Source organism: Streptomyces tailanensis (assembly GCF_008386495.1).
Taxonomy (GTDB): domain Bacteria; phylum Actinomycetota; class Actinomycetes; order Streptomycetales; family Streptomycetaceae; genus Streptomyces; species Streptomyces tailanensis.
This window is the reverse complement of the sequence record NZ_VTHJ01000003.1, coordinates 214,243-226,261: the sequence shown is the minus strand read 5'-3', so window position 1 is coordinate 226,261 and position 12,019 is coordinate 214,243. Positions and strand designations below refer to the sequence as shown.

Sequence of the window (12,019 nt, the reverse complement as noted above, 5' to 3'; positions counted from 1 at the left end):
GTCTGAGACCTGATGCCGAGCCGATTGTGGTGAAGTGGATGATCCTATGCTGTCGAGAAAAGCCTCTAGCGAGTTTTATGGCGGCCCGTACCCTAAACCGACTCAGGTGGTCTGGTAGAGAATACCGAGGCGTTCGGGTGAACTATGGTTAAGGAACTCGGCAAAATGCCCCCGTAACTTCGGGAGAAGGGGGGCCACACCTGGTGAGAGCACGTGCTGCTTGAGCTGGGGGTGGCCGCAGAGACCAGCGAGAAGCGACTGTTTACTAAAAACACAGGTCCGTGCGAAGCCGTAAGGCGATGTATACGGACTGACGCCTGCCCGGTGCTGGAACGTTAAGGGGACCGGTTAGTCACTCTTCGGGGTGGCGAAGCTGAGAACTTAAGCGCCAGTAAACGGCGGTGGTAACTATAACCATCCTAAGGTAGCGAAATTCCTTGTCGGGTAAGTTCCGACCTGCACGAATGGCGTAACGACTTCTCGACTGTCTCAACCATAGGCCCGGTGAAATTGCACTACGAGTAAAGATGCTCGTTTCGCGCAGCAGGACGGAAAGACCCCGGGACCTTTACTACAGTTTGATATTGGTGTTCGGTTCGGCTTGTGTAGGATAGCTGGGAGACTGTGAAGCTCGGACGCCAGTTCGGGTGGAGTCGTCGTTGAAATACCAGTCTGGTCGTGCTGGATGTCTAACCCGGGTCCGTGATCCGGATCGGGGACAGTGTCTGATGGGTAGTTTAACTGGGGCGGTTGCCTCCCAAAGGGTAACGGAGGCGCCCAAAGGTTCCCTCAGCCTGGTTGGCAATCAGGTGGTGAGTGTAAGTGCACAAGGGAGCTTGACTGTGAGACCGACGGGTCGAGCAGGGACGAAAGTCGGGACTAGTGATCCGGCGGTGGCTTGTGGAAGCGCCGTCGCTCAACGGATAAAAGGTACCCCGGGGATAACAGGCTGATCTTCCCCAAGAGTCCATATCGACGGGATGGTTTGGCACCTCGATGTCGGCTCGTCGCATCCTGGGGCTGGAGTCGGTCCCAAGGGTTGGGCTGTTCGCCCATTAAAGCGGTACGCGAGCTGGGTTTAGAACGTCGTGAGACAGTTCGGTCCCTATCCGCTGTGCGCGTAGGAGTCTTGAGAAGGGCTGTCCCTAGTACGAGAGGACCGGGACGGACGAACCTCTGGTGTGCCAGTTGTTCTGCCAAGGGCATGGCTGGTTGGCTACGTTCGGGAGGGATAACCGCTGAAAGCATCTAAGCGGGAAGCCTGCTTCGAGATGAGGACTCCCACCCCCATGAGGGGTTAAGGCTCCCAGTAGACGACTGGGTTGATAGGCCGGATCTGGAAGCACCGCAAGGTGTGGAGGTGACCGGTACTAATAGGCCGAGGGCTTGTCCTCAGTTGCTCGCGTCCACTGTGTNGCAAGGTGTGGAGGTGACCGGTACTAATAGGCCGAGGGCTTGTCCTCAGTTGCTCGCGTCCACTGTGTCAGTTCTGAGACAACGAACAGTTGTCGGCTTTGAGCTGAGCATTTAACTGAAGAGTGTGCTTGTTCGCTCGAAACCAATAGGGTTTCGGTGGTCATAGCGTGAGGGAAACGCCCGGTTACATTCCGAACCCGGAAGCTAAGCCTTACAGCGCCGATGGTACTGCAGGGGGGACCCTGTGGGAGAGTAGGACGCCGCCGAACAATCTTTGGAGGACCCCTGGTCACCAGCGTTCAGCTGGGACCAGGGGTCCTTTTGTTTTTACAATGCTTGCAGTACCGAAGACAGGAGTCACCATGTCCACCAACTCTCCCGACGAGCGACCGGAGCGCGACCAGCGGCGACGGGACAGTGGTGACCGTGGTGGTTACCGGGGTGGACCGCGTCGGGACAGCGACCGGCGCGACAACGACCGTGGTGGCTACGGGCGTCGTGACGATCGCCGCGGTGATGACCGCCGGGGCGACGACCGTCGAAGCGACGACAGGCGAGGTGATGACCGCGGGGGCTTCCGCCGCGGCGATGATCGCGGTGGTTTCCGTCGTGATGACAGCCGTGGCGGCGAGCGCGGCGGATTCCGTGGGCGTGACGACCGTCGCGAGGGTGACCGTGGGCCTCGTCCCGCATTCCGTCGCGACGACCGCCCCGGGGGACCGCGTCGTGACGACCGGGACCGTGACCGTGGCTTCCGGCGGGACGGAGACCGTCCTGGTTTCCGTCGCGATGACCGGCGTGACGAGCGCCGTGACGACGACCGCGGTGGCTTCGGCCGTCGTGATGACCGTCCCGCGTTCCGCCGTGACGATCGCCGTGATGACCGTAGGGACGATCGTCGTGACGACCGGCGTGACACCGGGGACCGGGGCGGCTTCCGCCGCGACGACCGGGACCGAGATCGTGACCGTGGCTTTCGGCGTGACGACCGTGGCGAGCGCCGGGACAGTGACCGTCCCTCGTACCGTCGTGACGACGACCGCGGTGGCTTCGGCCGTCGTGATGACAGCCGTGGTGAGCAGCGCGGTGGGTTCCGTGGACGTGACGACCGTCGCGATGACCGGCGTGGGGACGACCGTGGTGGACGTGCGCCGTTCCGGCGTGACGACCGCCGGGACGCGGATCGGCCGGCCTTCCGCCGCGATGATCGGCGTGACGACCGAGGGGACCGTGGCGAGCGCCGGGACAGTGACCGTCCCTCGTACCGTCGTGACGACGACCGGGGCGGTTTCCGGCGCGATGACGATCGCGGTGGCTTCCGGCGGGACGACAGCCGTGGCGCCGAGCGTGGTGGTTTCCGTGGGCGGGACGATCGCGGCCGTGACGACCGGGGTCGTGGCCCCCGGCGCGACGACCGTGGCGGTCGGCCCGGTGGTTTCCGTGGACGTGACGACCGGCGGGGCGGTGACGATCGGCGCGGTGGCGGGCGCTTCCGTGATGAGCGGGACAGGGACCGCGAGCCGATCAAGCGGCTGCCGATCCCGGAGGACGTCACCGGCGAGGAGATCGACAAGGACGTACGGCAGGAGCTGCAGAGCCTGCCCAAGACGCTTGCCGAGGATGTCGCCAAGAACCTGGTGATGGTCGCCCGGCTCATCGATGAGGACCCCGAGGGTGCGTACGGCTACTCCCGGGTGGCCCTGCGGCTGGCGTCGCGTGTCGCCGCCGTACGCGAGGCGGCCGGCTTCGCCGCGTACGCGAACCAGAAGTACAGCGAGGCGCTCGCCGAGTTCCGGGCCGCGCGGCGGATGACCGGCAACGTGGATCTGTGGCCTGTGATGGCCGACTGCGAGCGTGGTCTCGGGCGGCCCGAGAAGGCGCTCGACATGGCCGGGGCGCCCGAGGTGCACAAGCTGGACAAGGCCGGTCAGGTCGAGATGCGGCTCGTCGCGGCCGGTGCCCGGCGTGACATGGACCAGCTCGACGCGGCCATCGTGACCCTGCAGAGCCCCGAGCTGGCCTCCAACTCCGTACAGCCGTGGACCGCGCGGCTGCGATACGCGTACGCCGACGCGCTGCTCGCGGCCGGGCGTGAGGGCGAGGCGCGGGAGTGGTTCGCCAAGGCCGTCGAAGCGGACAAGGACGGCAGCACCGACGCGTCGGACCGGCTCGCCGAGATGGACGGCGTCGAGTTCGTCGACGTCCTCGACGACAGCGACAGTGAGACCGAGCGGGCGGGCGACGACGAGCCGCAGAGCCCGACTGCCGCGGATGACGAGGCCGTCGAAGAGCACGATGAGGACAAGGGCGGCGAGGACGACAAGGACTGACGTTCGGCAAGCGCGGTGAAGGGGCGGGATTCCACGTACGGGATCCCGCCCCTTCGTATGTCCGGATGTCAGCGCGGCTCAGAGTTCCAGCGCGCGCAGCACCAGTCCCGACGCCGGCTTCGGGCCGAAGGACGTCGACTTGCGGGGCATCTTGATGCCCTGGCGGGCCAGGTCGCGTACGACCTCCTCGCGGACCGGGTGCATCAGGACGGCCGTGCCGCCGTCCCCTTCCGCCTTCTCGACGGTGGCCGCCGTGTCGTGGATGTACGCGATGTGCGCCGGTGAGTCCTCGGGGATGTGCCAGACGTGCTGGAGGAGCGTGGCGTGCAGGACGGTCGCGTCGAGGGTGCGCCAGGTGGCCGGGTGGTCGGCGGGGATGGTACGGGCGAGGAGGTCCGGGTCCGGGGCGTCGATCAGGTGGAAGGAGCCGTCGCCCGCGAGGAGGAAGGCGTTGCCTGCAGTGGCCGCGTCCGCCAGGGCATTCAGGGCCTCGGGGAGCGGGACCGTGAGGTGTCGTACGCGGAAGAGGCCGTCCAGGGCGCTCAGGGCGTCGGCCACCGGCAGTTGGTGCAGCAGGCGGTGGATGGCGCGGACGCGGAGGGGGTGGCGGGCGGTGTCCACCAGGAGGACCAGGCCGTAGTCCCAGGGGCTGGGCGTGGGGTGCTCGGCGCGTAGCCGGAGGTAGGTCGCCCAGCGGTGGTGGCCGTCGGCTATGAGGGCCTGGTGGCTGGCGAGGTCCGACTGGATCTCGGCGAGGTCGGCGGGGTCGGTGACCGCCCACAGACGGTGGCTGAAGCCGTCCTCCGTGGTCGTCGAGAGGAGAGGGGGGCGGTGCGTGGTGCGCTCGACCACGGCTGTCGCGCCGGTCGTGGAACCGTTGCCCCGGTAGGTGAGGAGCAGGGGTTCCAGGTTGGCGGAGGTGGCGCGCATCAGGGCCGCGCGGTCGGCGATGACGTGGGGTATGACGTCCTCGTGGGGGAGGACCACGCCGTCGGCGGGCTCCGAGAGGCGCAGGGCGCCTATGAGGCCGCGCTGAAGGATGGTTCTGTCGGCCTGCTCGTAGACGTAGAGGCCCGGCTCGGTGTCGGGGGCCAGGACGCCCTCGGAGAGCCAGTGGCGCAGGGTCTCGGCCGCCTGTTCGTTGCGGGCGTCGGGGGTACTGGCCTGGGGGAGTATCAGGCGGACGATGTTGTGCGGGTCGGCCGATTCGAGGTGGAGCAGACCGTCCGGCCGTACGACCACGTCGTACGGCGGTGATGTCACGGCGGCCAGGCTGCCGACCCGGTCGGGGTCGTAGCGAAGGCCCCGGAACGGGGTCAGTTCGAGGCCGCTGCGCGCCGGGTTCTCCTCCGCGGGACCTGCGTAGTTCATTCATGCATCGTATGTGTGTCAGTGGCATGCGCGATGATCGGTGGAAGCGATCCAAACCGATTGTTGACCCAACCGATTGTTGAACCGATTGTTGATCGGCCGAGCGAGGAGCGGTGTGCAATGAGCCAGGCAGTCAGGACGCGGCCCGACGGCAGTGGGCAGGCCCTGAGCGAGGCGTACGACACGGCGCTGCTCGATCTGGACGGGGTGGTGTACGCGGGCGGGAGCGCGATCGCGTACGCCGTGGAATCACTGGGTACGGCCCGTGCGGGGGGCATGCATCTCGCGTATGTCACGAACAACGCGCTGCGGACGCCCGACACGGTGGCCGCGCATCTCACGGCGCTGGGCATACCGACCGAGGCCGGTGACGTCATCACGTCGGCGCAGGCCGTGGCCCGGCTGATCAGCGAGCAGGTGCCGGCGGGGGCGCGGGTGCTGGTCATCGGCGGCGAGGGGCTGCGGGTCGCGCTGCGCGAGCGAGGGCTGGAGCCGGTCGAGTCGGCGGACGACGATCCGGTGGCGGTGGTGCAGGGATACGGCGGTCCTGAGCTGCCCTGGGGGCGGTTCGCGGAGGCCAGCTACGCCATCGCGCGCGGGGTGCCGTGGTTCGCGTCCAACACCGACCTGACGATTCCGAGCGCGCGCGGGATCGCGCCGGGGAACGGGGCGGCGGTGCAGGTCGTGCGGATAGCCACCGGCGCCGAGCCGCAGGTGGCCGGCAAGCCGCTGCCGCCGATGCACCGGGAGACGATTCTTCGGACGGGCGCCGAGCGGCCGTTGGTGGTCGGGGACCGGCTGGACACGGACATCGAGGGGGCGTTCAACGGAGAGGTCGACTCGCTGCTCGTGCTGACCGGTGTGACCGACGGCGCGCAGCTGCTGGCCGCGCTTCCGCAGCACCGGCCGACGTACGTCGACGCCGATCTGCGGGGGCTGTTGACAGGGCAGCCGGAAGTCGTCGAGGCGGGCTCGGGCTTCCGCTGCGGTGGCTGGACGGCGACGGCCGGTGGAATGGGGGTCCCCCCGCTCGAGCGAAGCCGAGAGTGGGGGAGGCTGGAACTGGACGGCGAGGGTGGGGCGCTGGACGGGCTGCGGGCGCTGTGTGCGGCGGCGTGGACGGCGGCCGGAGAGGGTTCGTGCGAGCTGGACGGGGGGAAGGCGCTGGCACGGCTGGGGCTCTGAACTCCTGGGATCGGAAGGGGATCGAGCGGCCCTTGGGGTTGGTGCGCCTCGCCCAAGAGGCCCTCGCGCCGTACGCCGGGGTGGTGTTCGTCGTACGCCCGCGCCCTCCTCGTCGTACACCCGTGCCGTCTTCGTGGACGCTATCGAGCCAAAAGCAGAGGATAGGCTAACCTAACCGGGTGTTGGTCGACAGTCCCCCCGAACCGAGCGCGGAGACCGCCCCCGCGCCCCCCAACCGCCGCGCGATACGTGCCGTCGGTCTCGTCGTCTCCCTCGCGATCCTTGTTCTGGTCGCGCTGGCGAGCATCGCGATCGGCGCGAAAGAGCTGTCGCTGGAGCAGGTCTGGCACGGCCTGTTCGACGACACGGGGACGTACGGCGATGTCGTCGTCGGGGAGCGGATCTCGCGCACCCTCCTCGGGCTGCTCGCCGGCGCCGCCCTCGGCCTGGCCGGTGCCGTGCTCCAGGCGCTCACCCGCAATCCGCTGGCCGACCCGGGTCTGCTCGGCATCAACGCGGGAGCGTCCGCCGCGGTGGTCACCGCCATCACCTACTTCGGTGTCACCTCGCTGACCGGGTATGTGTGGTTCGGGTTCGTCGGCGCGGCGGCGGTCGGGGCGCTGGTGTGGTTCCTCGGCGGCAGCCGGGGGGCGACGCCCGTACGGCTCGCTCTCGCGGGCACGGCGATCAGTGCCGCGCTCTACGGCTACCTCCAGGCCGTGATGATCATGGATCACGCGGCGCTCTCCAAGATGCGCTTCTGGACGGTCGGTTCGCTGGCCTCGGCGACCGACGAGACCATCGTCCAGGTCCTGCCGTTCCTCGCGGTCGGCACCGTTGTCGCGTTGCTGCTCGCGCGGCCGCTGAACGCGATGGCCATGGGCGACGACACCGCCCGCGCGCTCGGCGCCAACCTCAACCGCACCCGGGCGCTGTCCATGGCCGCCGCCACCGTGCTGTGCGGCGCCGCGACCGCCGCGTGCGGGCCGATCGTGTTCGTCGGGCTGATGGTCCCGCATGTCGTACGGTCCTTCACCGGGCCCGACATGCGCTGGATCCTGCCGTACGCGACGGTCCTGTCGCCGGTGCTACTGCTCGGCGCCGATGTCGTCGGCCGGATCGTGGCGCGGCCCGCGGAACTTCAGGTGGGCATCGTCACCGCGATCCTCGGCGGGCCGGTCTTCATCTTTCTCGTACGACGGCGGAGGACGGCGCAGCTGTGAAGACGCAGGTCATGAGCAAGTCCGCCGTGCGCAACCGGGCCGTCCGGACACCCGGTGGCCTGTCGGTCCGGCTCGACGTACGGGCGTTCACCGTCGTCGTGCTGTTGCTGGTGGCGGCGCTGACCGCCAGTGTCGTGCTGATCGGCACCGGCGACTTCCCGATCCCCGCCGCCGACGTCCTCAGGACGCTGGCCGGCAACGGCGACGCCGGGCAGGAGTTCATCGTCAACGAGCTGCGGCTGCCCCGGGTCCTGGTCGGGCTGTTGGTGGGGGCCTCGCTCGGACTCGGCGGGGCGCTGTTCCAGTCCATCTCCCGTAATCCGCTGGGCAGTCCGGATGTGCTCGGCCTCTCGCAGGGCGCCACGGCCGGGGCGCTGGTCGTGATCGTGCTGTTCTCGGGGAGCGCGGACCAGGTCGCCCTCGGGGCGCTCGTGGCGGGCCTGGTCACCGGTCTCGCGATCTATCTGCTGGCCTGGAAGCGGGGCGTGCACGGCTATCGGCTCGTGCTGGTCGGTATCGGCGTCTCCGCGGTCGTCACGGCGGTCAACGGCTATCTCATCACCAAGGCCGACCTCGTCGACGCGGGCCGTGCGGTCGTGTGGATGACCGGCTCCCTCAACGGCCGTGACTGGACCCAGGTCTGGCCGCTGCTCATCATGTGCGCGATCCTCGTGCCGCTGGTGCTGGGCAACGCGCGTGCGCTGCGGATGATCGAGATGGGCGACGACGTGTCGTACGCCCTCGGGGTGCGTGTCGAGCGCGTACGGATGCTGCTGCTGGTCTCGGCCGTGCTGCTCACCGCCGGGGCCACCGCCGCCGCCGGACCGGTCAGCTTCGTCGCCCTCACCGCGCCCCAGCTCGCCCGTCGACTGACCCGCTCGCCGGGCCCGAACCTGGTGCCCTCGATATGCATGGGCGCGACCCTGCTGATCGTCGCCGACTGGGCCTCGCAGCGGGCCTTCGGGGCCGACCAGCTGCCCGTCGGTGTCGTCACCGGCGTACTCGGCGGTGTCTATCTGCTGTGGCTGCTGGTCACCGAGCGGAAGGCCGGGCGGATATGAAGGCCGGGCGGATATGAACGAGAACAACCTGAGGAGCAGTACTGTGAACCGCCTGTCCGCCGAGAACGTCACCCTCGCCTATGACCAGCGGGTCATCGCCGAGCAGTTGTCGGTGGAGATCCCCGACAACTCCTTCACCGTGATCGTCGGCCCCAACGCCTGCGGCAAGTCCACGCTGCTGCGCGCCCTTTCGCGGATGCTGAAGCCGTCGCAGGGGCGGGTGCTGCTCGACGGGCAGGTCATCCAGTCGATGCCCGCGAAGAAGGTCGCGCGGACGCTCGGCCTGCTGCCCCAGTCGTCGATCGCGCCGGACGGGATCACGGTCGGCGACCTCGTCGGACGCGGCCGGTATCCGCACCAGGGGCTGCTGCGGCAGTGGTCGACCGAGGACGAGCGGATCGTGCGGGAGTCGATGGAGTCGACGGGGGTCGCCGAGCTGGCCGACCGTTACGTCGACGAGCTGTCCGGCGGCCAGCGCCAGCGCGTGTGGATCGCCATGGCCCTCGCCCAGCAGACCCCGCTGCTGCTGCTCGACGAGCCGACCACCTACCTCGACATCCAGCACCAGATCGACGTGCTCGACCTGTGCGCCGAACTGCACGAGAAGCAGGGCCGCACACTGGTCGCCGTACTGCACGACCTCAACCACGCCGCCCGGTACGCCACCCACCTCATAGCCCTGCGCGGCGGCTCGGTGATCGCCGAGGGCGCGCCCTCCGAGATCGTCACGGCCGACCTGGTCGACGAGGTCTTCGGGCTGCGCTGCCAGGTCATCGACGACCCTGAGACGGGGACACCGCTGGTGGTGCCGGCGGCGCGCAAGGCACGTACCAAGGCCGAAGGACGTGCCACGGTCGAAAAGGTGGCTGCTACAGAAGCTTTCTGAGGCGGAACAGGTCCTTCAGACTCGCCTCCAGTTTCACCCGGCCCGCGCCCCAGGCCTTGGCGAAGTTCAGCTCGCCGTTGACCATCGCGACCAGGTCGTCGCCGGTCATCGTCAGCCGGATCTCCGCCTTCTCCGGCGGCGGGCCCTGGAGGGTGTCCAGCACCTCGATGCCGCCGTCCTTGAGGCGACCGACGAAGGTGACGTCCAGGTCGGTGATACGGCAGCTCAACGACCGGTCCAGGGCGGCGGCAGCGCGCACGTCCCCGTCGGCGTTCCGCATGTTGTCCGAGAGCTTGTCGAGTGCGCTGCGGCACTCCTCAATGGTGGCCATCGCGATCGACGGTACCCCAGGGCTTCGAGGTAGCGTCTGGGCATGAGCGACTCTTTGCCCGAGGCCGAGGTCCGGGTGGAAGCGGCGATTCCGGAGGGTGACGATCCGGATATGGGGACTGGTGTTCCGGTTGTGGAGGGCGCGGTCGAACCCGAGTGCGACCCCGCCGCCCCGGCCCCGCTGAACGTGCCCCGCACCGCCACCGGCCACCCCGAGGTCGACGCGGCCCTCGGGCGGCTGGCCGACGCCGACCACCTCGCCACCGACGGCCACGTCGAGGTGTACGAGGATGTACATCGGGGGCTGCGCGACGCGCTCACCGCGCTCGACGCCCGCCCGGGACCTCCGGCTCCCACCCGTCACCCGACCACCGCCCCTCAACGAGACCCTTTGGGTCGCACCTATCAATTGCCGTACGAAAGCAGGAGCTGAACCGCCGTGGCAGGAGTCGCACGCCGCCGTCTGGACGCCGAACTGGTCCGGCGGAAGCTCGCGCGGTCGCGTGAGCACGCGAGCCAGCTGATCGCCGCCGGGCGGGTCACCGTCGGCAAGACCGTCGCGACCAAGTCCGCCACCCAGGTGGAGACCGCCGCCGCGATCGTGGTCACGAACGACGACGGCGACCCCGAGTACGTGTCCCGGGGCGGCCACAAGCTCGCGGGCGCCCTGGAGGTCTTCGTCCCCCAAGGGATGGTCGTCAAGGGCCGGCGGGCGCTGGACGCCGGCGCCTCCACCGGCGGTTTCACCGATGTACTGCTGCGGGCCGGGGCCGCGCACGTCGTCGCCGTCGACGTCGGATACGGACAACTCGCGTGGACTCTCCAGAGCGATGAACGCGTCACCGTCAAGGATCGTACGAACGTACGCGAGTTGACGCTCGAAGCGATCGATGGGGAGCCTGTGGATCTTGTCGTGGGGGATCTGTCCTTCATCCCGCTCGGCCTGGTACTGCCCGCCTTGGTGCGGTGCGTGAAGCCGGACGCCGATCTGGTGATGATGGTCAAGCCGCAGTTCGAGGTGGGTAAGGAGCGGCTGGGCAGTGGGGGAGTCGTACGGAGTCCGGAGCTGCGTGCCGAGGCGGTGCGCTCAGTGGCCCGGAGGGCCGGGGAGTTGGGGCTCGGAGTGAAGGGCGTGACCGCCAGCCCGCTGCCCGGGCCCTCGGGCAATGTCGAGTACTTTCTGTGGCTGCGTGCCGGGGCACCCGCGCTGGACCCGGCCGACGTCGACCGAGCAGTTGCGGAGGGGCCGCGTTGACTCAGGACCAAGTTCGAACCGTTTTCCTGCTCACCCACACCGGGCGGCCCGCGGCCATCCGCAGCGCCGAGCTCGTCGTCAAGGGGCTGCTGCACCACGGGCTGGGCGTGCGCGTCCTGGCGGCCGAGGCGGAGGACATTCCGGTGCCGGAGGAGGTGGAGCTGGTCAAGGAGGCCACTCCGCAGTGCCTCGACGGGTGTGAACTGCTCATCGTCCTCGGTGGCGACGGCACGCTGCTGCGCGGCGCCGAGTTCGCCCGGGCGTCCGGGGTGCCGATGCTCGGCGTCAACCTCGGCAGCGTCGGGTTCCTCGCGGAGGCCGAGCGGGACGATCTCGACAAGGTCGTCGACCGGGTGGTGACCAAGTCGTACGAGGTCGAGGAGCGGATGACCGTCGATGTCGTCGTTCACCGGAACGGGGACATCGTCCACACGGACTGGGCGCTGAACGAGGCGGCCGTGCAGAAGGCCGGCGCCGAGAAGCTGCTCGAAGTGGTGCTGGAGATCGACGGGCGGCCGGTCACGGGGTTCGGCTGCGACGGCATCGTGCTGTCGACGCCGACCGGGTCGACCGCGTACGCCTTCTCCGCGGGTGGGCCTGTGGTGTGGCCCGAGGTGGAGGCGCTGTTGATGGTGCCGATCTCCGCGCACGCGTTGTTCGCGAAGCCGTTGGTCACTTCGCCGGAGTCTGTGCTGGCGGTGGAGGTGCTGCCTCATATTCCGCCGGGGGTTTTGTGGTGTGACGGGCGGCGGACTGTTGAGTTGCCGCCGGGGGCGCGGGTCGAGGTGCGGCGGGGGGCGGTGCCGGTGCGGCTTGCCCGGTTGCATCATGCGTCCTTTACGGACCGGTTGGTGGCCAAGTTTGCTTTGCCTGTTTCCGGATGGCGGGGGGCTCCGCACTAGACCTGTAGCTCGCCGGGGTGACATTGGAGACGGGGGGCGTCGCACTTCCTCCCTCCGACC

10 protein-coding genes and 2 rRNA genes are annotated in these 12,019 nt (G+C 68.7%); 10 read left to right on the top strand and 2 right to left on the bottom strand.

What is annotated here, in order from left to right; all coding sequences use genetic code 11:
* From F3T56_RS04665 to F3T56_RS46875, 3 genes are all read left to right on the top strand, one after another.
* A 23S ribosomal RNA gene (locus F3T56_RS04665) occupies window positions 1-1,394 on the top strand; the annotation flags it as partial.
* 174 nt (window positions 1,395-1,568) lie between these two features.
* A 5S ribosomal RNA gene (gene rrf / locus F3T56_RS04660) occupies window positions 1,569-1,685 on the top strand.
* A 1,263-nt stretch (window positions 1,686-2,948) separates the two neighbouring features.
* Entirely contained in the window at window positions 2,949-3,746 is a 798-nt protein-coding gene (locus tag F3T56_RS46875; RefSeq protein ID WP_216372923.1) for a tetratricopeptide repeat protein, read from the top strand.
* 78 nt (window positions 3,747-3,824) lie between these two features.
* Here the strand turns inward: F3T56_RS46875 and F3T56_RS04650 are convergent, their stop codons facing one another.
* Window positions 3,825-5,117, bottom strand: coding sequence for a DUF1015 domain-containing protein (locus F3T56_RS04650; RefSeq protein ID WP_149823389.1), 1,293 nt, complete (start codon window positions 5,115-5,117; stop codon window positions 3,825-3,827).
* A 120-nt stretch (window positions 5,118-5,237) separates the two neighbouring features.
* Between F3T56_RS04650 and F3T56_RS04645 the strand changes: the two genes are divergently transcribed.
* The 4 genes from F3T56_RS04645 (at window position 5,238) to F3T56_RS04630 (ending at window position 9,472) form a co-directional block, all read left to right on the top strand.
* A complete protein-coding gene (locus F3T56_RS04645) occupies window positions 5,238-6,302 on the top strand; it encodes an HAD hydrolase-like protein (protein ID WP_149823388.1) in 1,065 nt (354 codons plus the stop codon).
* Between the two features lie 179 nt (window positions 6,303-6,481).
* Window positions 6,482-7,525, top strand: coding sequence for a FecCD family ABC transporter permease (locus F3T56_RS04640; protein ID WP_149823387.1), 1,044 nt, complete (start codon window positions 6,482-6,484; stop codon window positions 7,523-7,525).
* An 11-nt stretch (window positions 7,526-7,536) separates the two neighbouring features.
* A complete protein-coding gene (locus F3T56_RS04635; protein ID WP_149823386.1) occupies window positions 7,537-8,586 on the top strand; it encodes a FecCD family ABC transporter permease in 1,050 nt (349 codons plus the stop codon).
* A gap of 13 nt (window positions 8,587-8,599) precedes the next feature.
* Window positions 8,600-9,472: an ABC transporter ATP-binding protein gene (locus F3T56_RS04630; protein WP_149823385.1), complete on the top strand. Its 873-nt coding sequence runs from the start codon at window positions 8,600-8,602 to the stop codon at window positions 9,470-9,472.
* On the opposite strand, the gene F3T56_RS04625 is transcribed toward F3T56_RS04630, so the two are convergent.
* Window positions 9,456-9,803, bottom strand: a complete 348-nt coding sequence (locus tag F3T56_RS04625; RefSeq protein WP_149823384.1) for an SCP2 sterol-binding domain-containing protein — start codon at window positions 9,801-9,803, stop codon at window positions 9,456-9,458. The two genes, F3T56_RS04630 and F3T56_RS04625, sit on opposite strands and share 17 nt — an antisense overlap.
* Before the next feature lie 42 nt (window positions 9,804-9,845).
* Between F3T56_RS04625 and F3T56_RS04620 the strand changes: the two genes are divergently transcribed.
* The 3 genes from F3T56_RS04620 to F3T56_RS04610 are packed head-to-tail and all read left to right on the top strand — an operon-like array spanning window position 9,846 to window position 11,959.
* A complete protein-coding gene (locus tag F3T56_RS04620) occupies window positions 9,846-10,235 on the top strand; it encodes a hypothetical protein (protein WP_149823383.1) in 390 nt (129 codons plus the stop codon).
* Window positions 10,236-10,241: 6 nt separating this feature from the next.
* The gene (locus F3T56_RS04615) at window positions 10,242-11,057 is read left to right on the top strand and encodes a TlyA family RNA methyltransferase (protein WP_149823382.1); all 816 of its coding nucleotides are present in this window, start codon (window positions 10,242-10,244) and stop codon (window positions 11,055-11,057) included.
* The gene (locus F3T56_RS04610) at window positions 11,054-11,959 is read left to right on the top strand and encodes an NAD kinase (RefSeq protein WP_149823381.1); all 906 of its coding nucleotides are present in this window, start codon (window positions 11,054-11,056) and stop codon (window positions 11,957-11,959) included. The genes F3T56_RS04615 and F3T56_RS04610 overlap by 4 nt, the downstream gene beginning before the upstream one ends.
* Window positions 11,960-12,019: the final 60 nt, after the last annotated feature.

Excerpts from the sequence above, each read along its gene's own strand:
- F3T56_RS04630 (WP_149823385.1), top strand. The coding sequence starts at position 8,600 with ATGAACGAGAACAACCTGAGGAGCAGTACTGTGAACCGCCTGTCCGCC.
- F3T56_RS04650 (WP_149823389.1), bottom strand. The coding sequence starts at position 5,117 with ATGAACTACGCAGGTCCCGCGGAGGAGAACCCGGCGCGCAGCGGCCTC.
- F3T56_RS04635 (WP_149823386.1), top strand. The coding sequence starts at position 7,537 with ATGAGCAAGTCCGCCGTGCGCAACCGGGCCGTCCGGACACCCGGTGGC.
- F3T56_RS04645 (WP_149823388.1), top strand. The coding sequence starts at position 5,238 with ATGAGCCAGGCAGTCAGGACGCGGCCCGACGGCAGTGGGCAGGCCCTG.
- F3T56_RS04625 (WP_149823384.1), bottom strand. The coding sequence starts at position 9,803 with ATGGCCACCATTGAGGAGTGCCGCAGCGCACTCGACAAGCTCTCGGAC.
- F3T56_RS04620 (WP_149823383.1), top strand. The coding sequence starts at position 9,846 with ATGAGCGACTCTTTGCCCGAGGCCGAGGTCCGGGTGGAAGCGGCGATT.